At 60.6% G+C, this 26,066-nt stretch carries 18 protein-coding genes; 5 read left to right on the plus strand and 13 right to left on the minus strand.

The window, feature by feature from the left end:
- Positions 1–94: 94 nt before the first annotated feature.
- The 8 genes from cobA to AC3WK5_RS18830 all read right to left on the minus strand — a co-directional run bounded on the left by cobA (position 95) and on the right by AC3WK5_RS18830 (position 11,906).
- Entirely contained in the window at positions 95–868 is a 774-nt protein-coding gene (gene cobA / locus AC3WK5_RS18795) for a uroporphyrinogen-III C-methyltransferase (protein WP_103315373.1), read from the minus strand.
- A 10-nt stretch (positions 869–878) separates the two neighbouring features.
- Complete coding sequence (locus tag AC3WK5_RS18800) at positions 879–3,596, minus strand: nitrate reductase (protein WP_103315372.1); 2,718 nt, start codon at positions 3,594–3,596, stop codon at positions 879–881.
- Positions 3,596–3,913 (minus strand): nitrite reductase small subunit NirD, encoded by a 318-nt coding sequence (nirD, locus tag AC3WK5_RS18805; protein WP_103315371.1) that lies wholly within the window; start codon positions 3,911–3,913, stop codon positions 3,596–3,598. The genes AC3WK5_RS18800 and nirD overlap by 1 nt, the downstream gene beginning before the upstream one ends.
- The gene (nirB, locus tag AC3WK5_RS18810; protein WP_054593245.1) at positions 3,910–6,363 is read right to left on the minus strand and encodes a nitrite reductase large subunit NirB; all 2,454 of its coding nucleotides are present in this window, start codon (positions 6,361–6,363) and stop codon (positions 3,910–3,912) included. The genes nirD and nirB overlap by 4 nt, the downstream gene beginning before the upstream one ends.
- A 470-nt stretch (positions 6,364–6,833) precedes the next feature.
- Positions 6,834–8,504, minus strand: coding sequence for a bifunctional protein-serine/threonine kinase/phosphatase (locus AC3WK5_RS18815; protein ID WP_103315370.1), 1,671 nt, complete (start codon positions 8,502–8,504; stop codon positions 6,834–6,836).
- 7 nt (positions 8,505–8,511) lie between these two features.
- Positions 8,512–9,723 carry a nitrate/nitrite transporter gene (locus tag AC3WK5_RS18820; protein WP_054593243.1) on the minus strand — a complete coding sequence of 404 codons (1,212 nt, stop codon included), beginning with the start codon at positions 9,721–9,723 and terminating at the stop codon, positions 8,512–8,514.
- 380 nt (positions 9,724–10,103) lie between these two features.
- Entirely contained in the window at positions 10,104–10,679 is a 576-nt protein-coding gene (locus AC3WK5_RS18825; protein ID WP_054593242.1) for an ANTAR domain-containing response regulator, read from the minus strand.
- 15 nt (positions 10,680–10,694) lie between these two features.
- Positions 10,695–11,906 (minus strand): CmpA/NrtA family ABC transporter substrate-binding protein, encoded by a 1,212-nt coding sequence (locus tag AC3WK5_RS18830; protein WP_103315424.1) that lies wholly within the window; start codon positions 11,904–11,906, stop codon positions 10,695–10,697.
- A gap of 249 nt (positions 11,907–12,155) precedes the next feature.
- On the opposite strand from AC3WK5_RS18830, the gene AC3WK5_RS18835 reads away from it, so the two are divergent.
- Positions 12,156–13,175 carry a quinone-dependent dihydroorotate dehydrogenase gene (locus AC3WK5_RS18835; protein WP_054593241.1) on the plus strand — a complete coding sequence of 340 codons (1,020 nt, stop codon included), beginning with the start codon at positions 12,156–12,158 and terminating at the stop codon, positions 13,173–13,175.
- A 307-nt stretch (positions 13,176–13,482) separates the two neighbouring features.
- On the opposite strand, the gene rmf is transcribed toward AC3WK5_RS18835, so the two are convergent.
- On the minus strand, positions 13,483–13,698 hold the full coding sequence (rmf, locus tag AC3WK5_RS18840; protein WP_003223300.1) for a ribosome modulation factor: 216 nt from the start codon (positions 13,696–13,698) through the stop codon (positions 13,483–13,485).
- A gap of 545 nt (positions 13,699–14,243) precedes the next feature.
- Here rmf and rlmKL point away from each other — a divergent pair.
- Both rlmKL and AC3WK5_RS18850 read left to right on the plus strand, forming a co-directional pair.
- The gene (rlmKL, locus tag AC3WK5_RS18845; RefSeq protein ID WP_103315369.1) at positions 14,244–16,514 is read left to right on the plus strand and encodes a bifunctional 23S rRNA (guanine(2069)-N(7))-methyltransferase RlmK/23S rRNA (guanine(2445)-N(2))-methyltransferase RlmL; all 2,271 of its coding nucleotides are present in this window, start codon (positions 14,244–14,246) and stop codon (positions 16,512–16,514) included.
- A gap of 138 nt (positions 16,515–16,652) precedes the next feature.
- Positions 16,653–19,052, plus strand: a complete 2,400-nt coding sequence (locus tag AC3WK5_RS18850; protein WP_103315368.1) for a sensor domain-containing diguanylate cyclase — start codon at positions 16,653–16,655, stop codon at positions 19,050–19,052.
- A 185-nt stretch (positions 19,053–19,237) separates the two neighbouring features.
- On the opposite strand, the gene dacB is transcribed toward AC3WK5_RS18850, so the two are convergent.
- Positions 19,238–20,698, minus strand: a complete 1,461-nt coding sequence (dacB, locus tag AC3WK5_RS18855) for a D-alanyl-D-alanine carboxypeptidase/D-alanyl-D-alanine endopeptidase (RefSeq protein ID WP_103315367.1) — start codon at positions 20,696–20,698, stop codon at positions 19,238–19,240.
- A gap of 234 nt (positions 20,699–20,932) precedes the next feature.
- Here dacB and AC3WK5_RS18860 point away from each other — a divergent pair, with 234 nt between their 5' ends.
- On the plus strand, positions 20,933–21,277 hold the full coding sequence (locus tag AC3WK5_RS18860) for a YggL family protein (protein ID WP_054593237.1): 345 nt from the start codon (positions 20,933–20,935) through the stop codon (positions 21,275–21,277).
- Between the two features lie 46 nt (positions 21,278–21,323).
- Here the strand turns inward: AC3WK5_RS18860 and AC3WK5_RS18865 are convergent, their stop codons facing one another.
- A complete protein-coding gene (locus AC3WK5_RS18865) occupies positions 21,324–22,514 on the minus strand; it encodes a benzoate/H(+) symporter BenE family transporter (protein WP_103315366.1) in 1,191 nt (396 codons plus the stop codon).
- A 376-nt stretch (positions 22,515–22,890) separates the two neighbouring features.
- On the opposite strand from AC3WK5_RS18865, the gene AC3WK5_RS18870 reads away from it, so the two are divergent.
- A complete protein-coding gene (locus AC3WK5_RS18870; RefSeq protein WP_103315365.1) occupies positions 22,891–23,655 on the plus strand; it encodes a GntR family transcriptional regulator in 765 nt (254 codons plus the stop codon).
- A 198-nt stretch (positions 23,656–23,853) separates the two neighbouring features.
- Here the strand turns inward: AC3WK5_RS18870 and guaD are convergent, their stop codons facing one another.
- Both guaD and xdhC read right to left on the minus strand, forming a co-directional pair.
- Complete coding sequence (gene guaD / locus AC3WK5_RS18875; RefSeq protein ID WP_103315364.1) at positions 23,854–25,158, minus strand: guanine deaminase; 1,305 nt, start codon at positions 25,156–25,158, stop codon at positions 23,854–23,856.
- A 24-nt stretch (positions 25,159–25,182) separates the two neighbouring features.
- Complete coding sequence (gene xdhC, locus AC3WK5_RS18880) at positions 25,183–26,025, minus strand: xanthine dehydrogenase accessory protein XdhC (protein ID WP_103315363.1); 843 nt, start codon at positions 26,023–26,025, stop codon at positions 25,183–25,185.
- Positions 26,026–26,066 lie beyond the last annotated feature (41 nt).

Genomic DNA, 26,066 nt, shown 5'->3' on the forward strand with positions numbered 1-26,066 from the left:
GTTCGGAAAAGCCCGGCTTAGGCCGGGCTTTTCTTTGTCTGCGATTTAGCTTTTTGAAAGATCGTCCGAGCGCGGTCCGAGCCTTTGAGGGCGCTTACGCCAGGTTAGCGTTCCAGAACTCTTCTCTAGAAGCTGTTGCAGGCTGCGATCTCTTGGCATTGTCACTGGCAGCCACCGCACCGATCACCAGGATCGCCGGGCTTTTCAGTTGGAAGCTGTGGGCATCTTCCTGCATCGCTGTCAGGCTGCTCCGACATTCACGCTGGTGTGGCAATGAAGCATTTTCAATCATCGCCACGGGCGTATCAGCCGCCATCCCACCGGCGAGCAATTGCTCGCCAATTGAGCTCAATTTCGCCACGCCCATGTAAATCACCAGCGTCGTACCGCTTTGGGCCAAGGCTCGCCAGTTAAGCTCGCTGTCGTCCTGAGTGTGCGCGGTGACCAGAGTTACGCCGCGGGCAACGCCGCGCAGGGTCAGGGGAATATCGCATTGCGTTGCGCCGGCCAGGCCTGCGGTGATGCCATTGACCAACTCCACTTCAATCTCGCGCTCGCGTAGCCACTGCGCTTCTTCACCGCCACGCCCGAAAATGCACGGATCGCCGCCCTTGAGCCGCACCACACACTTGCCTTGGCGGGCATAACGCAGCATCAAGCGATGAATGAACGCCTGCGGAGTAGAGCGACAGCCACCACGTTTGCCGACCGCAATGATTCGTGCCTGCGGGCAATGCACCAGCACCGCGTCGTTGACCAGGTCATCGATCAGCACCACATCGGCTTCGTTCAGCGCCCGTACAGCTTTGAGGGTCAGCAATTCGGGGTCACCGGGACCTGCACCCACCAACCAGACTTTTGCGCTCATGTTCTATTCCTCACGAGGTGATTGCGATGGGCTGCACATTGGCCGCCAACAGACGCTTGATTTCCGGGACACAGGAGCCGCATTGCGTGCCGCAACCGAGTTGTTGTTTCAGGCCCTGCAAATCCAGGCCACTGCGAATGCCAGCGCACACCGCGCTTTCGCTGACGTTCTTGCAGTTGCACAGAGTTTTCGTGGCGCTGACGGATGAGCCCGCACTGCCGGGTGGCGTGCTCAACGGTGCCAAGAGCCAGCGCCGCAGTTGTTCGTCGGCGCGGCCTTCCAGCCAGAGGTTTTGCAGCCAGTGTTGGGCAAGGGTTTCACCGGCCAGGCGAATGGCGGTAATCCGGCCCTGTTCGATGCGCACGCGTTTGCCAATGGCGCGCCGTGGATCGTCGTAAGCCAGGACCGGGCCATCGTTGAGTCCCAGTTGCTGATCGATGGCATGCAGCCGTTGCGGGTCGGGTGCCTGGGCGCTGGCAGCGCGTATCAGCAGCGCTGGGCGTTCACGGCCGGCCAAGCTGAGGCTGGCATAGGAAAAGTCCTCACAGAGCGGTCGTAAGGTCTCGAAATGCTGCTGAACATCGCCCTCAACCAGTGCGAATAAATGCCAGGGCAGCTTTACCGGCTCGATACGCACGCCGCTGTGTTTGAGTTCGGGTTGCTTCGACAGGGGATCGAATGCCGGCTGCGTGAGCGTATTGACGCCACCCTTGAGGAAACGGTCTCCCCAGTGCATCGGCAGAAATGCCTGGCCCGGGCGCACACTGTCATCACTGCCGACCGCAACGATCACGCTGCCTCGACGGCTTTTGAGGTTGACCAGATCGCCGGTCTGCAGTCGATAGCGACGCAGTTCATCAGGGTGCAGGCTCAGCAGGGCTTCGCTGACGTGGCCGAACAATTGTGCAGCCGTGCCGGTGCGGCTCATGCCGTGCCATTGATCGCGCAGGCGCCCGGTGATCAGGGTCAGCGGAAAGCGTGCGTCACGCTGCTCCTTGGCCGCGCGATATGGATCGGCGACAAACTGTGCACGGCCGCTCTCTGTAGGGAAAATCCCGTCCGCGTAAAGCCGTGGCGTTCCGCTCGAGGCGCCGTCCGGGAACGGCCATTGCTGCGGGCCGAGGCGATCGAGCAGCGCATGGCTGATCCCGCAGAGGTCCAGATCGCGTCCGCGTGTCAGTTGTTTGTATTCATCGAAGACCTGCGCCGGTTGTTCGAAAGCAAACAGGCTGGGCTGTCCTGGACGCAGACGCCGCTCCAGGCGTTGTGCGAAATCCACTGTGATCGCCCAGTCCGGGCGCGCTTCACCCGGTGCGTTGATGGCGCGGCGAACATGGGAAATCCGCCGTTCGGAGTTGGTCACCGTGCCTTCTTTCTCACCCCAACTGGCGGCCGGCAGCAGCAGGTCGGCAAACGGCGCGGTTTCGGTGGTGCGAAAGGCTTCTTGCAGCACCACGAATGGGCAAGCCTGCAATGCAGCGCGCACGGTGTGCTGATCCGGCAGCGACTGCGCAGGGTTGGTGCAGGCGATCCACAATGCTTTGATCTTGCCGCTCTGGACCTGTTCGAACAGTTCAATGGCAGTTAGCCCGGTGGTGTCAGGTAGTTTTTCGACACCCCAGTAAGCCGCCACTTCGGCGCGATGTTGCGCATTGGCTGCTTCGCGATGGCCAGGCAGCAAGTTCGACAAACTGCCGGTTTCGCGCCCGCCCATGGCATTCGGCTGACCGGTAAGCGAGAAGGGGCCGGCGCCCGGCCGACCGATTTGCCCGGTGGCCAGGTGCAGGTTGATCAGTGCACTGTTTTTTGCGCTGCCAGCGGTGGACTGGTTCAACCCCATGCACCACAGCGAGAGAAAACCGGTTGAGGTGCCGACCCACTCGGCGCATTGCTGCAGCTGTTCAACGCTGACCCCGCAGAGTTGCGCGACCATTTGCGGGGTGTAATCGCGTACCAGGCTTTTCAGTTCGGCCAAGCCTTCGGTGTGCGCCTTGATGAACTCACGGTCGACCCAGTCTTCCCACAACAGCAGGTGCAAAATTCCGTGGAACAGCGCGACATCGGTACCCGGCAGAATGGCCAGGTGCAGGTCGGCAAGGTCACAGGTGTCAGTACGTCGAGGGTCAATGACGATGACTTTCATCTGTGGTCGGCGGGATTTGGCTTCTTCCAGTCGACGAAACAGCACCGGATGAGCGTAGGCCATGTTGCTGCCGACGATCATTACGCAATCGCTCAGCTCAAGGTCTTCATAGCTGCATGGAGGGGCGTCGGCGCCCAGGCTGCGCTTGTAGCCGACCACCGCCGACGACATGCAGAGTCGCGAATTACTGTCGATGTTGTTGGTGCCGACCAGCGCCCGGGCCAACTTGTTGAAGGCGTAATAGTCTTCCGTCAGCAGTTGCCCGGAGATATAGAACGCCACGCTGTCCGGGCCGTGCTCGGCGATGGTGTCGGCGAACACGCTGGTGGCGTGATCGAGGGCGGTGTCCCAATCGGTACGGCTGCGGGCCATACCTTTGCCGAGGCGCAGTTCCGGGTACAGCGCCCGTGCCGCGAGGTCGCCGGTGAGGTGCAGGGTCGAGCCTTTGCTGCACAGCTTGCCGAAGTTGGCCGGGTGCGTCGGGTCGCCGCTGACGCCGAGGATCTGCTCGCCGTCATGCTCGATCAGTACGCCGCAGCCCACCCCGCAATAACAGCAGGTCGAGGCGGTCGTCTGGCGGCTCATCAGCCTGCTTCCCGCAGAGCCAGCATGACCCGACCGTTCTCCACCCGTGCCGGATGGTGATGAGCGCAGCCGACATCAGGCGCCAGGGCCTCACCGGACTCCAGGTCGATCTGCCAGTTGTGCAACGGGCAAGCGACGCGTTTACCGTAGATCAGTCCTTGGGACAGCGGTCCGCCCTTGTGTGGGCAGCGGTCGTCGAGTGCGAAAACCTCATCGTCGCTGGTGCGAAAAATCGCGATGTCACCTTTGGGGCCGCTGACGATGCGCGAGCCCAAGGCGTTGATTTCTTCGAGTGCGCAGATATCCAGCCAGTTCATGCCGGCACCTCCAGGTTTTTCACGGGGATCACATCGAACTCCTTCTTCAGCAATGGTTGCTCAAGACGTTCTTTCCATGGGTCCTGCTCGAACGACAGGGAGAATTGCAGCCGGTCGTTGAGCGCTTTGCGGCGCTCCGGGTCTTCCAGCACGGCTTTCTTGATGTGCTCCATGCCGACCCGTTGCAGGTAGTGCACGGTGCGCTCGAGGTAGAAGGCTTCTTCGCGGTACAGCTGTAGGAAAGCGCCGTTGTACTCGCGCACCTCTTCGGCGGTTTTCAATTTGACGAAGAATTCCGCGACCTCGGTTTTGATCCCGCCGTTGCCGCCGATGTACATCTCCCAGCCAGAATCGACGCCGATGATTCCGACGTCCTTGATCCCGGCTTCCGAGCAGTTGCGCGGGCAACCTGAGACCGCCAGCTTGACCTTGTGCGGCGACCACATGTTGAACAGGTCATGCTCCAGTTCAATGCCCAGTTGCGTGGAGTTTTGCGTACCGAAGCGGCAGAACTCGCTGCCGACGCAGGTTTTCACCGTGCGAATCGATTTGCCGTAGGCATGGCCGGACGGCATGTCGAGGTCCTTCCAGACGCCGGGCAGATCCTGCTTCTTGATCCCCAGCAAGTCGATGCGTTGGCCGCCCGTGACCTTGACCATGGGCACGTTGTACTTGTCGGCGACATCGGCAATGCGCCGCAGCTCCGAAGGATTGGTCACACCGCCCCACATCCGAGGGACTACAGAGTACGTGCCGTCTTTCTGAATGTTGGCGTGGGCCCGTTCGTTGATCAGCCGTGATTGCGGATCGTCCTTGGCCTCGCCTGGCCATGTGGAAATCAGGTAGTAATTGAGCGCCGGACGGCAGGTGGCGCAGCCATTCGGGGTACGCCAGTTCAGGTAGCTCATGGTCCCGGCGATGGTCAGCAGATGCTCTTCGCGGATCGCCTGGCGGATCTGTCCGTGGTTGAGGTCGCTGCAACCGCAGATGGCTTTTTCGCTTTTCGGTTTGACGTCCGCCGCGCCGCCGACGGTGTTGATCAGGATCTGTTCCACCAGTCCGGCGCAAGAGCCGCAGGAGCTGGCCGCTTTGGTGTGTTTCTTGACCTCATCGACACTGAACAGCCCGTGTTCCTGAATCGCCTTGACGATGGTGCCCTTGCAGACGCCATTGCAACCGCAGACTTCGGCGTTGTCAGCCATGCTCATGGCTTTGTCCTGGCCTTGATGGCCTACATCGCCCAGAGCGTTTTCGCCAAACATCAGGTGATCGCGGATCTCGCCGATGGCGTGGTTCTCGCGAATCTGCCGGAAATACCAGCCGCCATCCGCGGTGTCGCCGTACAGACAGGCACCGACCAGCACGTCATCCTTGATCACCAGTTTTTTATAGACCCCGCCGATCGGGTCGGAGAGGGTGATGGTTTCGGTGCCTTCGCCGCCCATGAAGTCGCCAGCGGAGAACAGGTCGATGCCGGTGACTTTCAATTTGGTCGAGGTCACCGAGCCCGAATAGCGGGCAAACCCCAGTTGCGCCAAGTGGTTGGCGCAGACCTTGGCCTGCTCGAACAGTGGCGCTACCAGGCCGTAGGCGATGCCGCGGTGACTGGCGCATTCGCCGATCGCATAGATGCGCGGGTCATAGGTTTGCAGGGTGTCGTTGACCAGAATCCCGCGGTTGCACGGGATGCCGGATTTTTCCGCGAGTTCGGTATTGGGGCGAATGCCGGCAGCCATCACCACAAGGTCAGCGGGAATGATGTCGCCGTTCTTGAACTGCACCGAGCCGACCCGGCCATTGCCGGCGTCGTGCAGGGCCTGGGTCTGTTCGCACAGGCGAAAGTGCAAGCCGCGTCCTTCCAGGGCAGTTTGCAGCAACTGGCCGCTGGTTTTGTCCAGTTGCCGCTCCAGCAACCACTCGCCGAGGTGCACCACGGTCACGTGCATGCCGCGCAGCATCAGCCCATTGGCCGCTTCAAGGCCGAGCAGGCCGCCGCCGATGACCACCGCGTGCTTGTGGGTCTTGGCGGTGTCGATCATGACCTGGGTGTCGGCGATGTCGCGGTAACCGATGACGCCTTCCAGGGTATTGCCCGGAATCGGCAGGATAAACGGCGTCGAGCCGGTGGCGATCAGCAGCCGGTCGTATTCGGCTTCGCTGCCATCTTCGGCGATGACCCGGCGTTTGACCCGGTCGATTTCCACTACCTTGCGGTTGAGCAGCAGTTTGATGTTGTTTTCCAGGTACCAATCAAGATCGTTAAGCACGATCTCTTCAAAGGTCTGCTCACCCGCCAGCACCGGCGAAAGAAGAATGCGGTTGTAGTTGGTGTGGGGCTCGGCACCGAAGACCGTGATGTCATACAGCTCGCTGCTCAGCTTGAGCAATTCTTCCAGGGTGCGAACCCCGGCCATGCCATTGCCGATCATCACCAGTTTTAGTTTTTTCATCAGGTTCTCCGGGGAGCTCAGGCTTGCCTCATCAGGGCGGTCAGGCTGGCTCGACAAATTTTGCGCAAACAAAAAAAGGCGTCCCGCTAGTTACCTAGCGAGGACGCCTTTGTCCTGGTCCCGTTCTCTCGGGAAGCACGCCCTTCGTCGTTGAAGGCCGGGCTTTATGTCTGTTGGAAAAGGTAATGCAGAGGTCGTGCCAAATCGGCAGAGGGCGTGGTTTTGTTGGGTTCTGCTTCGTTAAGCAGTGTCGGGTTTGAGCTTTTTGCACCAAATCAAGGCGCGCCGCCCAGTCATGGCGCGGAGAAGACCTGTGGCGAGGGAGCTTGCTCCCGCTCGAGTGCGCAGCACTCGTAAAACCTGAAACCGTGGTCTGCCTGAAACACCGCGATTGAAGGTTTGGGGTCGCTTCGCCCGAGCGCGGACCGACCCGCGGGAGCAAGCTCCCTCGCCACAAGGGGGTGTTTGACTCAGGAATGGAGCAGCAGATACAACAACACCAGATTGATCAGCAGCGACACCAGCGCCAACGTCCGCCACACCTTCAACGGTTCACGTTCCAGCAACGGCCTGGGCCGTACACTCAAACTGCGTCGTTCGCCTTGTTCCAGCAGCAGTAACCATTCCTCCGCCGTTTCATAGCGTTGCGCCGGGTCGGCGCACACCGCACGCTCCAGGCTTTGTCCCAGCCAGTCGGGTAAATCCGGCCGATAACGATTGGCGTTGATTGGCAGGCCAAAGCGCGGACGTTGAAAGGCTTCGATTTCGCCGTAGGGATAATGCCCGGTGGCCAGGTAATAAAGCGTCACGCCGACGGCATACAGATCCTGTTGCGGTGTCGGTGGACTCCCGTTGAACGCTTCCGGGGCGATATAACTCGGGGTGCCCGGCAGCGCGTTCGATTGGTCTTCGGATAAACCGGTGCAGTATGCCAGGCCGAAATCCAGCAGCCGTAACTCACCGTCCTCAGACAGCAGCAGGTTTTCCGGTTTGATGTCGCGATGGAAGATCTGCCGCCGATGCAGCATGCCCACCGCCCGCAGCAAACGTTCGGCCAGTTGTTGCCATTGGGGCAGCGGCAACGGACCGTTTTGCGCGAATAGCTCGGCCAGGGTCACCCCCGGATACTCGCGCATTACGTAATACAGGTGCTGACGTTGCGCCGCCGGGTGAACTTCCGGAAAGCTTCGACCGGCAACGCGCTTGAGAAACCACTCTTCAGAGAGCAGCGCCTGGGCGGCCGTGGTGTCGTTGTTCAACGATGAGGGAAGCGTCTTCAGTAGCCAGGGCTGTTGCTGCCCATCACGAACACGGTAAATCAGTGACTGCTGACTTTGCCCGAGCAGCCTCTCGACGTGCCAGCCCTCGAAGGCCTGACCGGGTTTGAGCGGCGGTGGCAATGGCCATTGCTGCAGCTGGATCAGCGTATCGCCGATGCTCGTTTCGCCGAGGGTGTCGACCCGTACCAGCAGCGCACTGGCGTTGTCCTGACTACCGGCCAGGTGAGCGGCGTTGACCAGGGTTTGCGCCGCGCTGTCGAGGTCGGGTTGATCACGCAGAATGGCGGCGATGGCGGTGTCGCCCAGCGTCGCCCAAACGCCGTCGCTCAGCAGGACGAAACTCTCGCCGGCGCGCAATTCGCCGTCGAGAAAGTCCAGCACCAGATGCTGATCCAGCCCCAATGCGCGCTTGAGCACATGCTGCATGCCCGGTTGTTCCCAGACGTGGTCCTCAGTGATGCGCTGCAACTGGTCGGCGTGCCAGCGATACACCCGACAATCGCCAACATGCGCCAACGTGAAGCGACGACCGCGCAGCACTAGCGCGCTGACGGTGGTGAGCAATGGCTGGCCGCCGCCATTGGCCTGCAACCAGCGATTCTGCGCCAGTAGCAGGCGGTCCAGCGCTTGCGCCACAGCCCAGGTTTGCGGCGTGGCGTAGTAATCGAGGGCCAGGGCCTGCAAGGTTGCCCTGGCTGCTAGCCCGCCATCGGCGCATTGACTGACGCCGTCGGCGATGGCGAACAGAAACCCCTTGCTCGCCGCCAGTTCAGCGGCGGGCGTGACCAGGCGCAGGGCGTCCTGGTTTTCGTCCCGTGGGCCGATGGCGCTGGCCTCGGCGAAGCTCAATTGCAGGCTCATTGGCGCATCATACCCGCGCGGCAGTCACAGCAGCCGAACCCCATGTAGTTCTCCAGCGGCGCTTGACCCCGTGCAGGCCAAACCAGGCCAGGACACCGAGGCTGGCGAACAACCACAAGGCCAGTTGATAGCTACCAGTGCTCTGCTTGATCGCACCCATGCCCGCTGCGAGGGCGAAACCACCGATGCCGCCTGCCATGCCGATCAACCCGGTCATCACGCCGATTTCGCGGCGAAAGCGTTGTGGCACCAGCTGGAACACCGCACCGTTACCCGCGCCAAGGCCGAGCATGGTGCAGACGAACAGAGCCAGCGCAGCGTAAGAACTGGGCAGGTTGAAACCCACGGCAGCAATGCAGGTCGCGGCCAGCGTGTACATCACCAGCAAGGTGCGAATACCACCGAAACGATCCGCCAGTGCACCACCGAGTGGCCGCATCAAACTGCCGCCGAACACGCAGGCTGCGGTGTAGTAGCCAGCGGTGACCGGGCTCAGGCCGTATTGGTCGTTGAAGTAGCCGGGCAGGGCGCTGGCCAGGCCGATGAAGCCGCCGAAGGTCACGCTGTAGAAAAACATGAACCACCAGCTGTCGCGGTCACCGAGGGCCTTGAAGTAGTCAGTCATGGATTTGGCTTTCGGCCGTTCAGGTGCGTTTTTCGCCAGCCAGGCGAAGATAATCAGCGTCAGGATCAGCGGGATCAGTGCAAAGCCAAAGACGTTGCTCCAGCCAAACGAGGCCGCCAGCATCGGGGCGATCAGCGCAGCGAATACCGTGCCCGAGTTGCCCGCACCGGCGATGCCCATCGCCTTGCCTTGATGCTGTGGCGGATACCACTGCGAGGCCAGGGGCAGGGCGACCGCGAACGAGGCGCCGGCCATGCCGAGGAACAGGCCCAGCAGCAGCGCTTGTTCGTAGCTGTGGATGCCCAGCTTCCAGGCGCCAAACAGGGCGCAAATCACGATCACTTGACCGATCAGCCCGGCGGTTTTCGGTGACAGACGATCTGCCAGCAGTCCCATCACGAAGCGCAGGAACGCCCCGGCCAGAATCGGCGTGGCCACCACGAGCCCGCGTTGCTGGGTGGTCAGGTGCAAGTCGGCGGCGATTTGCACTGCCAGTGGACCCAGCAGGTACCAGACCATGAAGCTCAGGTCGAAATACAGAAAGGCCGAGAAGAGTGTCGGGGTATGGCCGGATTTCCAGAAGCTTGAATTCATCGCGCACCTCAGCTGTGAAGAGTCTCGAAGGGAGTCATGAGCTTTGCGGTGGCGCGCCGCGACGGCCGCACCACCGGCCCCGGGCTGTGGGGCCAAAACGAAAAAACGCCGCAACCCGCTGCACTTGCGCGAAAGGGGTATGCGACGTCTTTGTCGTAGGTGGGGCAACCGCCGTTGGTTACCTGTGTGGTTTACCTAGCGAGATCTGTGCCAATAACTAGCTATTGTGGCGAGGGAGCTTGCTCCCGTCGGCCGGTCCGCGCTCGGGCGGATCAGTCGTGATCTGGCTGACGGGCTTTAACTGACACTATGCGCTGGCGGGTTTTGGGGGGGCGCTTCGCACCCCAGCGGGAGCAAGCTCCCTCGCCACAAAGATCGGCTCAGCCCAGCAACTCGCTCATGGCAATGATCTGTTCGGCCACCTGGATCAGTTTCTGCTGACGGCTCATGGCCTGGCGGCGCATCAGGGTGTAGGCCTGTTCTTCATTGCAGTCCTTCATTTTCATCAGCAAGCCCTTGGCCAGTTCAATGCGCTTGCGCTCGGCCAGTTGCTGGTCGCGGGCCTGGAGTTGGGCACGTAAGGCCTGATCGCTTTCAAAGCGTGCCATGGCCACGTCGAGGATCGGTTGCAGGCGCGCGGCATGAATGCCTTCGACGATGTAGGCACTGACGCCGGACTTGATCGCCTGGCGCATCACGTCCGGGTCGTGCTCGTCGGTGAACATCACGATGGGCCGTGGCTGGTCGCGGCTGACCAGCACCACTTGCTCCAGCACATCGCGGCTCGGTGACTCGGTATCGATCAGGATCACGTCCGGACGCACCGTTTCGACGCGCGCAGGCAGGTCGACGGTCAGGCCTGACTCATCGATCACCTCAAACCCGGCTTCGGTCAGCGCGGCCTTGAGCCGCCCGACCTTTTTCGCGGTGTCGTTGATCAGCAGGATACGCAACATATTTGCAGCCTCCTGTCAGCGGCGGGCGAGAAGAGCGGGGGTGTCGGCCATGGCGTGCAGCTTGAAGCTGCGGGCATACGCCGCCGGGTCCGAGCCATTCCATATTTTACCGTCGATCAACTGGCTGCTGCGCATTTCCTGATCCCGGGCCGCGATGCCCAGCGCACTGGCGGCATCGCGATAGACACCAAGTTGCTGGACCTGACGCGCCACCTGCAGATAGTCCGGGTCTTCGCGCAGCAGGCCCCAGCGCCGGAATTGGGTCATGAACCACATGCCGTCGGAAAGGTACGGCAGGTTGACGTCGCCACCGCCATGGAAGCGCAACGCGTGAGGGTCCTGCCAGCGATTGCCCAGGCCGTCGGCATAATCGCCCAGCAAGCGCGGTTCGATGCAGTCGAGCGGTGCATCCAGGTATTCGGCAGCACTCAACAGTTGCGCGGTGCTGCGGCGGTTTTCCGTGCTTTGTTCAATGAAGCGGCTGGCCTCCAGGACTGCCATGACCAGTGCCCGTGCGGTGTTCGGGTATTGCTCGACGAAGGCGCGGGTGCAGCCGAGGACTTTTTCCGGGTGGTCGGGCCAGATGGTCTGGCTTGTCGCCAGGGTGAAGCCGAGGTTCTGCTTCACCGCACTGGCGCTCCAGGGTTCGCCGACGCAGAAACCGTCGATCCGTCCGGCCTGCAAGTGCGCGACCATTTGTGGCGGTGGCACCACGACGCTGTCGACATCCTGCAACGGATGGATGCCCTGGCTCGCCAGCCAGTAATACAACCACATGGCGTGGGTGCCAGTGGGGAAGGTCTGGGCGAAGGTGAGTTTTGGGCGACTTTGGTGCACGTGACGTTCCAGCGCTTCAGGACCGGTCACGCCCAGCGCTTGCAGGCCATGAGAAAGGTTGATGCTCTGGCCGTTCTGGTTCAGCCCCATCAGCACGGCCATGTCCGTCGCGGCGACGCCGCCAATGCCCAGATGCACCGCATAGATCAAACCATAGAGGCTGTGGGCGGCATCCAGTTCGCCGCTGACCAGTTTGTCCCGCAGGTTGGCCCACGACGACTGGCGCTTGAGGTTCAGGGTCAACCCGTAGGGTTGGGCGAAGCCCTGAGTCGCCGCAACCACCACGGATGCGCAGTCGCTCAGGGCCATGAAACCGAGGTTGATCGCGGTCTTTTCCGGGGCATCGCTGCCATTGACCCAGGCCAGCGGTCCTGCTTCAGGTTCAGTCATCACATAAGCACCTTGCATGAAAAAAGCGCCGTACCCAGGCCCCAAGTGCAAACCAGGCCAGGTGACGACGCCGTTGTCCTTTTTAATCGTTACCTGGCACGCATCCCGCCATTGGCATGGGTGCCGATGTGAGTACCAGTGCAAGGCATATGCCACTGATGGCTGATTTCATCGCGCACCTCGCTTGCGACCCCGATGCACGGCTATAATCGCCGCCTTATTTCGCCGCCAACCGAGTCAAGCCCGCCCATGTATACCCTGGCCCGCCAACTGCTGTTCAAACTCTCCCCGGAAACCTCCCACGATCTGTCCCTGGACCTGATCGGCGCAGGTGGGCGTTTGGGTCTCAATGGCTTGCTGTGCAAGGCGCCAGCGCAGTTGCCAGTGAATGTCATGGGCCTGGACTTTCCAAACCCGGTGGGGCTGGCGGCCGGTCTGGACAAGAACGGTGCGGCGATCGACGGGTTTGCGCAGTTGGGTTTCGGCTTCGTTGAAATCGGCACCATCACCCCGCGTCCGCAACCGGGCAATCCCAAGCCACGGATTTTCCGCTTGCCGCAAGCCGAGGCGATCATCAACCGCATGGGATTCAACAACCTCGGCGTCGATCATCTGCTGGCGCGTGTGGCAGCGGCCAAATACAAGGGCGTGCTGGGGATCAACATCGGCAAGAACTTCGACACGCCGGTTGAGCGTGCGGTCGACGACTACCTGATCTGCCTGGACAAGGTTTACGCCCACGCCAGTTACGTGACGGTCAACGTCAGCTCGCCGAACACTCCGGGCCTGCGCAGCCTGCAGTTTGGCGATTCGCTCAAGCAACTGCTCGAAGCCTTGCGTCAGCGTCAGGAAGATCTGGCTCAACGCCACGGCAAGCGTGTACCGCTGGCGATCAAGATTGCACCGGACATGACTGACGAAGAAACCGTTCAGGTGGCACAAGCGCTGATCGACACCGGGATGGACGCGGTAATTGCGACCAACACCACCCTGAGCCGCGTAGGCGTCGAAGGCATGGAATACGGTGACGAGGCGGGCGGCTTGTCCGGCGCTCCGGTGCGCGACAAGAGCACTCACACGGTCAAGGTGTTGGCAGCCGAGTTGGCCGGGCGTTTGCCGATCATCGCGGTGGGCGGTATTACCGAAGGCAAGCACGCGGCTGAGAAAATCGCTGCGGGCGCCAGCCTGGTGCAGCTCTACTCTGGCTTCATCTATAAGGGCCCGGCGCTGATTCGCGAATCGGTGGATGCGATCGCCGCCCTGAGATAACCCAAACCCACGTGGTGAGAGGCCTTTGTGGTGAGGGAGCTTGCTCCCGCTGGGGCGCGAAGCGGCCCTAAAATCAGCAAATGCGGTGCATCAGGAATAACGCGGTGTCTGGATAGGGGCCGCTTCGCTGCCCAGCGGGAGCAAGCTCCCTCGCCACACAGTATTTCATCGTTGGTTTTGAGTTGATTGCAGGCATAAAAAAGGGCTCCTCGAAGGAGCCCTTGGGCCGAAGCCCGCCGTCCGGAGAGGACGTGCGTGGTTAAGTCGTTACCTGTTCAGATTTTCGTGTCGGAGTGTGTGCCCTGTTTTAGCCGACGGCGTGAAGTTCGTTGAGTCTATGGATTCCCGCAGTGCCGGTCATACCGTCCCAGTTGTCGCCGCGTCCTTCTCGCCAGCCGTTGATCCAGGCTTGGCGTACCGACGGTAGAGTAAAGGGGCAAAGCTCACGGGATTTTCCACCAACGCCATATTGATATCCGCGCAAAAATGCTCTTTCCAACGGATCACGCTTAAGTCTTCTCATAGGGTGTTTCCCTCACTTGTTGACTGTATTTGTCGCGTCGACCTCGATTGAGGTCAGGCAGAAAAATTTCTGCCGTTGGTGGCTCGCTGCCGGCGTCACGAGCCAAGGTGTTGACGTCGTTGCGGCGTCAACCTGTGTTGAGTTCTAACCAATGCGTCACATCGAGGGAATGATCGTTTTGTCATAAGGACGTAACGATAATGATGCTAAGGCCATAAGTAACACGATGTAATTCCCGTGTTCATTGACCAAAGCTCGCTATGATCAGCCTTTCACTGGATGATGAGGCTAATGATTGAGTAAAAATGTCCACCCGTTGCACTCGGGTACTATTCGACGAAGGGTCGAGTTATGACATTTTGTTGCACAGAATTTTTTATCTGCCCTGGCATCTAAGCTCATTCAACCGGTTGGTTGGGTGAGCGGCCAGGGTGGGGCGGCACACTTTCGTGCCACGCGAGCGCTCTTCAAGAAAAGCGCTTGATTGAAAACCGAGCGGTCAATGCGTTGCCCGTTCACTTATTGCTAAAGGCCCTGGAACTCCCATGTCGGATCGTTACGAACTCTTCCTCACTTGCCCCAAGGGCCTCGAAGGCCTGCTGATCGAGGAAGCCGTCGGGCTTGGCCTTGAGGAAGCGCGTGAGCACACGTCGGCTGTGCGCGGCATGGCCGACATGGAAACGGCTTATCGCCTGTGCCTGTGGTCGCGTCTGGCCAACCGGGTGCTGCTGGTACTCAAGCGTTTCCCGATGAAGGATGCCGAAGACCTGTACCACGGCGTGCTGGATATCGAGTGGCAAGACCATATGCTCAATGACGGCACCCTGGCCGTCGAATTCAGCGGTCACGGCTCGGGCATCGACAACACGCACTTTGGCGCCCTGAAAGTGAAGGACGCCATCGTCGACAAGCTGCGCACCCCATCGGGTGAGCGTCCGTCCATCGACAAGCTCAATCCGGACCTGCGCATTCACCTGCGCCTGGACCGTGGCGAAGCGATTCTGTCCCTCGATCTATCCGGCCACAGCCTGCACCAGCGCGGCTATCGCCTGCAGCAAGGTGCGGCGCCGCTGAAGGAAAACCTCGCGGCAGCGATTCTGATCCGCTCCGGCTGGCCACGCATTGCGGCTGAAGGCGGCGCCCTGGCTGACCCGATGTGCGGTGTCGGTACATTCCTCGTCGAAGCCGCGATGATCGCTGCCGACATGGCGCCGAACCTGCGTCGCGAGCAGTGGGGCTTCACCGCCTGGCTCGGTCACGTGCCGGCGCTGTGGAAAAAACTTCACGAAGAAGCCGTCGCCCGCGCCGCTGCCGGTCTGGCCAAGCCGCCGCTGTGGATTCGCGGTTACGAAGCCGACCCACGGCTGATTCAACCGGGCCGCAATAACGTCGAGCGCGCAGGCCTGAGTGAGTGGATCAAGATCTACCAGGGTGAAGTCGCAACCTTCGAGCCGCGTCCGGACCAGAACCAGAAAGGCCTGGTGATCTGCAACCCTCCGTACGGCGAGCGTCTGGGCGACGAGGCGAGCTTGCTCTATCTCTATCAGAACCTCGGCGAGCGTCTGCGCCAGGCCTGCCTGAACTGGGAAGCGGCGGTGTTCACCGGCGCACCGGACCTGGGCAAGCGCATGGGTATTCGCAGCCACAAACAGTATTCGTTCTGGAACGGCGCCTTGCCGTGCAAATTGCTGCTGATCAAAGTACTGCCGGACCAGTTCGTCACAGGGGAGCGTCGTACCCCGGAGCAGCGTCAGGCCGAACGCGAGCAGGCGGCTTATGATCAGTCGCCGGCCGAGCCGCAAGAGCGTCAGTACAACAAGAACGGCAACCCGATCAAGCCTGCGCCGGCACCGGCTCCCGTTATTGAACAGCCACGTCTGAGCGAAGGCGGGCAGATGTTTGCCAACCGCCTGCAAAAAAACCTCAAGGCGCTGGGCAAGTGGGTCAAGCGTGAAGGTGTCGACTGCTACCGCGTTTACGATGCCGACATGCCGGAATACTCCATGGCCATCGACCTGTATCACGACTGGGTCCACGTGCAGGAATATGCGGCGCCGAAGTCGATCGATCCGGAAAAAGCCTCGGCGCGGATGTTCGATGCGTTGGCAGCCATTCCGCAGGCCTTGAACATCGACAAAAACCGCGTGGTCGTCAAACGTCGCGAGCGTCAGAGCGGCACCAAGCAGTACGAGCGCCAGAGCGCGCAGGGCAAGTTCACCGAGGTGAACGAAGGCGGCGTGAAGTTGCTGGTCAACCTGACCGACTACCTCGACACCGGCCTGTTCCTGGATCACCGTCCAATGCGTTTGCGGATTCAGAAAGAGGCCGCCGGCAAGCGCTTCCTCAACCTGTATTGCTACACCGCAACCGCCAGCGTTCATGCAGCCAAGGGCGGCGCGCGCAGCACCACCAGCGTCGACCTGTCGAAAACCTACCTGGATTGGGCGCGTCGCAACCTGTCGCTGAACGGTTTCTCCGACAAGAACCGTCTGGAGCAGGGCGACGTGATGGCCTGGCTGGAAGCCAACCGTGACGAGTTCGACATGATCTTTATCGATCCGCCGACCTTCTCCAACTCCAAGCGCATGGAAGGGATCTTCGACGTGCAGCGTGACCACGTGCAGTTGCTGGACCTGGCCATGGCCCGCCTGGCGCCGGGTGGTGTGTTGTATTTCTCCAACAACTTCCGCAAGTTCCAGCTCGAAGAAAACCTCACGGCGCGCTATGCCGTCGAGGAGATCACCGCACAAACCATCGACCCGGACTTTGCCCGCAACGGCAAGATCCATCGCGCCTGGAAAATCATGGCGCGCTGAGGCCTGATTGGATCCACAGAGCCTTGATTTTTCGAGGTTCTGTGGTCTTTTTACGCTGGCTAATCTAATGGCTAATGGCTATAACATCACTCAAAGCCAAGGTGACGCCAAAGCACGCTGGCGTTTTGAGTTTCGCTTATGCCGTTGCACGCCGTACGACCCAAGATCCTGGGCTTGATCAGTGAAGATGTTTCGGCCTGGCTCGTTGCGCTGCTGGTGTTGCTGGCCGGGGGCGTACTGACGGGGCTGCTCGCCTGGGCCAGCTTCAATGCGCAGCATCAGCAGATGGCACAGCGTTTCCAAATGCTGGTCAGCGAGCGCAAGAGCCGGATTGCCGAGCGTTTCGACGATCAGGAGCAGCGCCTTGATAGCCTGCGGCGATTCTTCGTCAACTCCGAGTCGGTTTCCCGTGAGGAGTTCGACGGCTTTACCAAAGCACTGTTGCACAGGACTCAGGCCTACGCCTGGGCGCCGCTGGTTGCCCGCAGTGAGCGTTCCGCGTTCGAGCAACGGGTGCGCGAACAAGGTAAAGCAGGATTTTCCATCCGCGATCTGACACCTTCCGCAGAGCTGCAACCTGCCGCCTTGCGCGATGAATACGCGCCGGTGTTGTACAGCCAGGCGCTAGGCTCAAAAGCCGCGCCGCTGGGTTTTGATTTGCTCTCGGAACCGACACGTCGGGCAACTCTGGAAAGGGCCCGCACCCTCAACGCGATGGCGGTGTCCGAGCCCACGCTGCTGATTGGCGTCGATCCTGAATATGCCCATGGCGTGCTGCTGGTCGAGCCGGTTTTGCGCGGTACCGCAGCGTCAGCTCATGACGCTACGCCCCTTGGTTATGTGCTGGCAGTGATCAGCATGCGTCAGTTGGTAGTCGATGGTTTTCCGTTGCCCGGGCAGGACAACCTTGTGGTGCAGATTCGTGATCGGGCACAGGGCGCTCAGGCGCAAGCGCTCTACGAATCTACCAACCCGGTGGCGAATCAGCCGCTGCATTACAGCTCGATGTTGCGACTGGGCGAACATGTCTACGATCTCGATATTCGTACCAGCAGCGTGTTTGAACATGCCACTCATTCGGCAGTTGCCAGCCTGATCGTGATGGGGACGCTGTTGAGCGTGCTGCTCAGTGCCTTGCTCTACATTCTGGTCAGTCAACGGCAACGAGCGCTGGCGCTGGTCGAGCAACGTACCCGCGAGTTGCGCCTGCGAGAACAGGAGTTGAGCGGCGCTCATGGTCAATTACGCGGGGTACTGGCCGCGGCGACCCAAGTGGCGGTGATTGCCACCAACCTGCGCGGTGTGATCACAACGTTCAATGCCGGTGCCGAGCATATGCTCGGCTATCGCAGTGTCGATGTGTTGGGACAGGCGACCCTGGAAAGCCTGCATCTGCCCGCTGAGCTGGAAGCGCGAGCCGTGGAACTCAGTCAGCGTTACTGCAAGCCGGTGCCGGGCTGTCAGGCGATGCTGGTGGAAGGTGGCAAAGCGGGTGGGCATGAAGCGCGTGAATGGACCTTGGTGCGCCAGGACGGCAGCCATCTGACGGTGAACATGCTCGCCACCGCAGTGCTTGATGAGCAGGGGCTGTGGGTCGGGAATCTGGCGATCTGCATCGACATTACCGAGAGTAAACGCGTGCATGAAGCGTTGGCCGCGCGCGATTTACTGCTCAAGAAACTCAGCGCTCATGTGCCGGGCGGCATTTATCAATTCAAGATGGCGGCAGACGGGCGCTTCAGTGTGATCTACGCCAGTGATGGCATTCGCGATATTTACGAAATCGACCCGGACGTACTGCAACAGAACGCCGAGGCCATTTTCGAGCGGATCCATCCGCAGGATGTCGCTCGGGTGCGTGCCTCGATCCGGGTCTCTTCGTTAAAGCTCAGCCCGTGGCGCGAAGAGTACCGCGTTCAGTTGCCGGTCCGTGGTCTGCGTTGGGTACGCGGTGAGGCAACGCCGGAAGAACTGCCCGGCGGCGGGGTGTTGTGGCATGGCTACATTTCGGATATTTCCGACCTCAAGCGGGTCGAGGAAGAGCTTCGCGCCTTGTCGGTGACCGACTCGCTGACCGGCATTCACAATCGACGCTATTTCCAGGAGCGGTTGACCATGGAAATGGCCCGGGTCGAGCGAGGTGTCGGGGACTTGGCGGTGATCATGCTGGATATCGATCACTTCAAACGTATCAATGATGTGTACGGCCATGCGGCAGGCGATCGGGTGTTGCAGGCGATCTGTCAGCGCATTCGCCAACGCTTGCGGCGCACCGATGTGTTCTGTCGCCTGGGAGGCGAGGAATTCATGGTGTTGTGTCCGGACACCGACGGGCAGCATGCCCATACGTTGGCCGTCGAGCTATGGCAGAGCTTGCGCAATGCGCCTATCGAGGGCCTGGGCACGGTGACTGCCAGCTTTGGTATCGCCAGTTGGCGTTCCGGGGAGGGGGCTGATGCCTTGCTGTTGCGCGCTGACTCGGGGGTTTATGCGGCGAAGCAGGCCGGGCGGGATCGGGTTGAGATGGAACTGGTGTAGGCCGGTACGCACAAGCTTTTGTGGCGAGGGGGCTTGTCGGAACGCCGAACCGCCCCGTTCGGCGGCGAAGCCGTCGTAAAACCGTCTGACACATTACGTCTGAAAAACCGCATTCACTGATCTTGGGGTCGCTGCGCAACCCAGCGGGGGCAAGCCCCCTCGCCACATGATTGATCTGAAAGACGTTAAAGCGCCGACTCGGTCGTTGCCAGTTTCGGCTGGCGGTACAGGTCCAGCAGCACCTGATCGAGCACCGTATGCGCACCAAAAGGTGCCGGATCGTTGAGGATCGCAACCACTGCCCAGGTGTTGCCATTGTTGTCGCGGCTGAAGCCGGCGATGGCGCGCACAGTGTTCAGGGTGCCGGTCTTGACGTGTGCTTCACCCCGCATCGCGGTGGTCTTGAGGCGTTTGCGCATGGTGCCGTCCATGCCGCTGATCGGCAGCGAGCTGACGAACTCGGCCGAGTACGGGCTTCTCCAGGCAGCCTGCAGCATGCTCGCCATTTCACGGGCGCTGACCCGTTCGGCACGCGACAGGCCCGAACCGTTCTCCATCACCAGGTGCGGCGCGGTGATGCCTTTCTTCGCCAGCCACTGACGCACTACGCGTTGTGCGGCTTTTGCATCGTCAGCATCGGCATCGGTACGGTATTTCGCGCCCAGGCTGAGGAACAGCTGCTGAGCCATGGTGTTGTTACTGTATTTGTTGATATCGCGGATGATTTCCGCCAGGTCCGGCGAGAACGCCCGCGCCAGTACCTTGGCATCCTTTGGTACGGCGGCCAGACGATCCTTGCCCTGGATGCTGCCACCCAGTTCCTGCCAGATTGCCCGTACGGCGCCGGCGGTGTAGGTCGCATGATCGAGCAGCGAAAGGTACGTCTGCGAGCTGCAGCCGTCGGCCAACTGGCCTGCAACGGTCACGCTCACGCTGCCGTCGGCCTGGGTTACCGGGTTGTAGCGCACGCCCCCGGAACACTGTTTGCCGCTAAGCGCTTTGACCTGGTTGTCGATGCGAATACTGGCGATCGGTGGTTCGACCGACACCAGCACCTTGCCCGAGTCGTTGCGAGCTACGAAGCGCAAGGCCTTGAGGTTGACCATCAGCGCGTCGGGCTTGACCAGGAACGGCTTGTTCTCGTCTTTACCATCGTCATTGAATTCGGGAAGTTGCGGCTGGACGAAGAAGCTGCGGTCCAGCACCAGGTCACCGGTAACTTGCTGCACGCCATTGGCTCGCAGGTCACGCATCAGCAGCCAGAGTTTTTCCATGTTCAGCTTTGGGTCGCCGCCACCCTTGAGGTACAGGTTGCCGTGCAGGATGCCGCCATTGAGGGTGCCGTCGGTGTAGAACTCGGTTTTCCACTGGTGGTTCGGGCCAAGCATTTCCAGCGCGGCGTAGGTAGTGACCAGTTTCATGGTCGAGGCCGGATTGACTGAAACGTCAGCGTTGAAAATGGTCGGTGTGCCCGGGCCGTTGAGTGGGATCATCACCAGCGACAGGGCGCTGTCCTGCAGCTTGCTGGCTTTGAGTGCTTTTTCAACGCTGGGTGGCAGGGTGGTGTTGACCGGGGCAGCGGAAACAGGGAAGGCCAGCGGTACAAGCAGGCTGGCGAGAAGCAATGGACGCAAAGATTTGATCATCTGAAATAAAACCCTACTGCCGAGGGGGAAAAAGATGAGGGCATGAGAATAAATTCCCTCGGTGGTCGCGAAAGTGTCGGCATTATGCCCCAAGGAGTAGCGGCTTGTGCCGTATCCAAAGGGCCGAATCCGCTATTTTTTTACCGGCGGTAGGCGCAAGCCGCCAGAGAATCGGGCAAACCACGGCTTAAACTGCTAAAGTGCCGCCCGTTATTACTTTTGAGGATTGTTCCAATGGCGACTAACCGTTCCCAGCGTCTGCGCAAAAAACTCTGCGTCGATGAATTTCAAGAGCTGGGTTTCGAACTGAACCTGGATTTCAAAGAAGATCTGGCTGATGAGGCTGTTGACGCTTTCCTCGACGCGTTTCTGAAAGAAGCCATGGAAGCTAACGGCCTCGGCTACGTTGGCGGCGACGACTACGGTCTGGTTTGCCTGCAAAAACGTGGCTCGGTCAGCGCTGAACAACGCGCCGCCGTTGAAGCCTGGCTGAAAGCCCGCACCGAGCTGACCAGCGTAGAAGTCAGCCCGTTGCTGGACGTTTGGTACCCGGAAAAGCCGATCAATCCGGTAGCCTGATGTTCAAAAAAACGGCGACCTGAAGGTCGCCGTTTTTTTTTGCATTTCAGGCATTGCGCCAATTCAGAATCATTAACGTAATCACCCCCGCCACAATTCCCCAAAATGCCGAGCCAATGGAAAACAGCGTCAGCCCCGACGCAGTGACCATAAAGGTGATCAATGCCGCTTCACGCTCCTTCACTTGCGCCATAGCGATGCTCAGGCCGTTGATGATCGAGCCGAATAGCGCCAGCGCGGCAATCGACAGCACCAGCTCTTTTGGCAAGGCGGCGAACAGCGCTGCGAGCGTTGCGCCAAAGACCCCGGCAATCCCGTAGAAAATCCCGCACCAGACGGCCGCGGTGTAACGCTTGTTGCGATCTTCATGGGCGTGTGGCCCGGTGCAGATTGCGGCACTGATCGCTGCCAGGTTGATCCCGTGGGAGCCAAATGGCGCCAGCAACAGTGAGGCGATGCCGGTGGTGGTGATCAGCGGCGAGGCCGGCACGTTGTAGCCATCTGCGCGTAACACGGCGATGCCGGGCATGTTCTGCGAGGTCATGGCCACCACGAACAATGGAATGCCGATGCTGATGGTCGCCGCGAGGGAGAAGTGCGGGGTGGTCCAGACCGGGGTGGCCACTTCCAGATGAAAACCGCTGAAATCCAGCAGGCCCATGACGCCGGACAATGCAGTGCCGATCAGCAGCGCCGCCAGCACCGCATAACGCGGCGACAGGCGCTTGACCACCAGATAGGTGAAAAACATCCCCAATACCAGGCCCGTGCGGTGCTGGGCAGCGACGAAAATTTCGCTGCCGATCTTGAACAGAATCCCCGCCAGCAACGCCGCCGCCAGTGACGCGGGAATGCGTTTGACCAAGCGTTCGAAACTGCCGGTCATGCCGCAAAGGGTGACGAGCACAGCGCAGGTGATGTAAGCGCCAATCGCCTCGCCGTAGGTCACGCCCGAAAGGCTGGTGATCAGCAGCGCCGCGCCGGGCGTCGACCAGGCGATGGTGATCGGTGTGCGATAACGCAAGGACAAACCGATCGAGCACACGGCCATTCCAATCGAAATCGCCCAGATCCACGATGAAATTTGCCCGCTGGTCAGGCCCGCCGCCTGGCCGGCCTGGAACATCAGCACCAGCGAGCTGGTGTAGCCGGTCATCATGGCGATGAACCCGGCGACGATGGCCGAAGGTGAAGTGTCGGCCAATGGGCGAAGTTGCGCGTGAGTGGCGTCGGTCATGGCGCAGTGTTCCTTGTTCTTGATATACGAATAAAGTCCGCAGCTACCCGTGTGGCGAGGGAGCTTGCTCGCGCTCGGCCGCGCAGCGGTCGTAATGTGTGAGCGAGGTTATCTGAATAAACGAGTCGGCAGGTTTCAGGACTGCTGCGCAGTCCAACGGGAGCAAGCTCCCTCGCCACGGGCCAAGTGTTCAAGCCTAAACTTAAACGTGGCAGCTCGTTGCAATACAGCCGGGGGCGTATATGGCCGTACAGTCGTGTTGCCACCAGCGGTTGTGTACAATGTGCTGTGTTTTTTACGCAATACTTGCCAGCGACCCTCTGTGCCGTATTACAGTCACAGTCAATTCGCCGCAGTTCTCCCGACTCGAGTGCCCATGAACGAACAGTTGCAGCCCCTCAAGAAACAACCGCGAGCAGGCAAAGCCGGCCGCAGCGGAACCCAGGACGATATCGTCTATGCGCATATCTTCGAGGCCATCCTCGAACAGCGCCTGGCGCCCGGTACAAAGTTGAGCGAAGAGGCGCTGGGAGAAATTTTCGGGGTCAGTCGCACCATCATTCGCCGCGCGCTGTCGCGTCTGGCCCACGAAGGCGTGGTGCTGTTGCGTCCCAACCGGGGTGCCGTGGTTGCCAGCCCGAGTGTCGAAGAGGCCCGTCAGGTATTCATGGCGCGGCGTCTGGTCGAGAAGGCGATCACTGAACTGGCAGTCGTACACGCGACGGCCGAACAGATTGCCGAGCTGCGGCAAATGGTCAACGACGAGCGCGACAGCTTCTCCCGTGGCGACCGCGGTGCCGGTATCCGGCTGTCTGGCGAGTTCCACCTGAAGCTGGCCGAGGCGGCGAAGAACGCCCCGCTGATCAGCTTCCAGCGCAGCCTGGTGTCGCAGACTTCGTTGATCATCGCCCAGTATGAAAGCGGTAACCGCTCGCACTGTTCCTACGATGAACACACTCAGCTGATCGACGCCATCGAGGCCCGCGACGCCGACCTGGCGGTGAACCTGATGATGCATCACATGGATCACATCGACAGCAAGCTCAACCTCGACGAAGAAAGCGCCTCGGACGATTTGCATGCGGTGTTCTCGCACCTGTTGCAGACCAAAAAGCCGGGGCGGCCAACCGCCAAACTCTGAGTCGAGTCAGAGCCACCGAGTTGCGTCTTTCGCGAGCAAGCCCGCTCCCACACTCGTTATGTGCTGAATCCACTATCTGTGGTCTGGCATAAATCTAATGTGGGAGCGGGCTTGCTCGCGAAAGCGGTCTTAAAGACACAAAAAAATCCCCCGTTGCCTGTTTCTCAAGGCAGCGGGGGATTTTTGTTTCAGAAGGGCTTAGCGCTGGTGCACCAGATTCCCCGCCGCGTAAGTTTGCAGAACAGTTCGGTCATCCCCCAATGTCATCAGCACAAACAGCGTCTCGGCGATGCTCTTGGCCTGTTTCAGGCGATAGCCGAGCAGCGGCGTGGCGTTGTAGTCCAGCACCAGGAAGTCGGCGTCGGTGCCCGGTTGCAGGGTGCCGATCTTGTCTTCCAGGCGCAGTGCGCGGGCACCGCCGAGGGTTGCCAGGTACAGCGATTTGAACGGGCTCAGGCGTGCGCCTTGTAGCTGCATGACTTTGTAGGCTTCGTTCAGGGTTTGCAGCAGTGAGAAACTGGTGCCGCCACCGATGTCAGTGCCCAGGCCGACGTTCAGGTTGTGCTTCTCGGCCATCGGCAGGTTGAACAGACCACTGCCGAGGAAGAAGTTCGAGGTCGGGCAGAAGGCGATCGCCGAACCGGTTTCGGCCAGGCGTGCGCATTCGTCATCGCACAGGTGCACGCCGTGCGCGAATACCGAGCGTTCACCGAGCAATTTGTAGTGGTCGTAGACGTCCAGGTAGCCCTTGCGCTCCGGGAACAGTTCCTTGACCCATTCGATTTCCTGCAGGTTTTCACTGATGTGGGTCTGCATGTACAGGTCGGGGTATTCGCTGAGCAACTGGCCGGCCAGGGTCAGTTGTTCCGGGGTGCTGGTCGGTGCGAAACGTGGCGTCACTGCGTAGTGCAGGCGACCCTTGCCGTGCCAGCGTTCGATCAGCGCCTTGCTGTCGACATAGCTGGATTCGGCGGTGTCGGTCAGGTAATCCGGGGCGTTGCGGTCCATCATCACCTTGCCGGCGATCATCCGCAGGTCGAGCGTCCGTGCCGCTTCGAAGAACGAGTCCACCGATTGCGGGTGCACGCTGCCGAACACCAGCGCGGTGGTGGTGCCGTTGCGCAGCAGTTCCTTGATGAAGATACCGGCGACTTCTTCGGCGTGGGCCTTGTCAGCGAATTGGCTTTCACACGGGAAGGTGTAGGTGTTCAGCCAATCCAGCAATTGTTCGCCGTACGCGCCGACCATGCCGGTTTGCGGCAGGTGAATGTGCGTATCGATGAAGCCCGGCGTGATCAGCGCATCCTGGTAATGGTTGACTTGAATGTCGGCGGGCAGGCTGGCGAGCAGTTCGCAGGCAGGGCCGACGGCACTGATCTGGCCGTTTTCAGTCACCAGCAAGCCGTCTTCGAAATACTCGTAGGAGGCTTCGATACCCACCACGGCTGGGTCGGCGATGCTGTGCAGAATGGCGGCACGGTAGGCTTTGCGAGTCAAAGGCATTGTCGTTCTCGGTTCGTGGCTTTTTTAGTTCGAAGCGTGACTGCGGCGTGAGGCGGGCAGCAGTTTGGCAATAGGTTCGGCTTTCGCGCCGTGCTGGCCGAAATTCGCGTTATAGGTGGCGATGATTTCGCCGGCGATGGAGATGGCGATTTCCACCGGCAACTTGCCTTTGACCTCACCCAGGCCCATCGGGCAGCGCATGCGTTGCAGCACGGCATTGTCGAAACCGCGCTCGCGCAGGCGGTGTTCGAACTTCACCCGTTTGGTCTTCGAGCCGATCAGGCCGAAGTAGGCGAAGTCGTTGCGCTTGAGGATTGCCGCGGTGAGTTCCAGGTCGAGCTGGTGATTGTGGGTCATGACGATGCAGTAACTGCCAGCGGGCAGGTCGTCGATTTCGTCCACCGGTTCTTCGGCGACGATTTTACGCACGCCGTGGGGGATCTGTTCGGGGAACTCGGCTTCCCGCGAATCGATCCAGCGCACCCGGCAGGGCAGGCTGGCCAGCAACGGCACCAACGCCCGACCGACGTGGCCGGCACCAAATACGGCGATCTGTGCCTGTACCTGGCCCATGGGTTCGAACAGCAGCACCGTGACGCCGCCGCAGCATTGACCGAGGCTGGCGCCGAGGGTGAAACGCTCCAGGTGGGTGTCCTGTTTGCCGCTGGCAAGCATCTCCCGGGCGACCTGCATGGCCTTGTATTCCAGGTGCCCGCCACCGATGGTGTCGAACGCCTGCGTGGCGCTGACGACCATCTTCGAGCCGGCATTGCGCGGCGTTGAGCCGAGCTCTTCGATGATGGTCACCAACACGCAGGGTTCACCCTGGTTTTGCAGGTCGGCGAGGGCGTCGATCCAGTTGTACATGTTCACCTCAACATCTGCGTTGTCTGTTCGGGCCTCATCGC

Source organism: Pseudomonas sp. FW306-02-D09B (assembly GCF_058782685.1).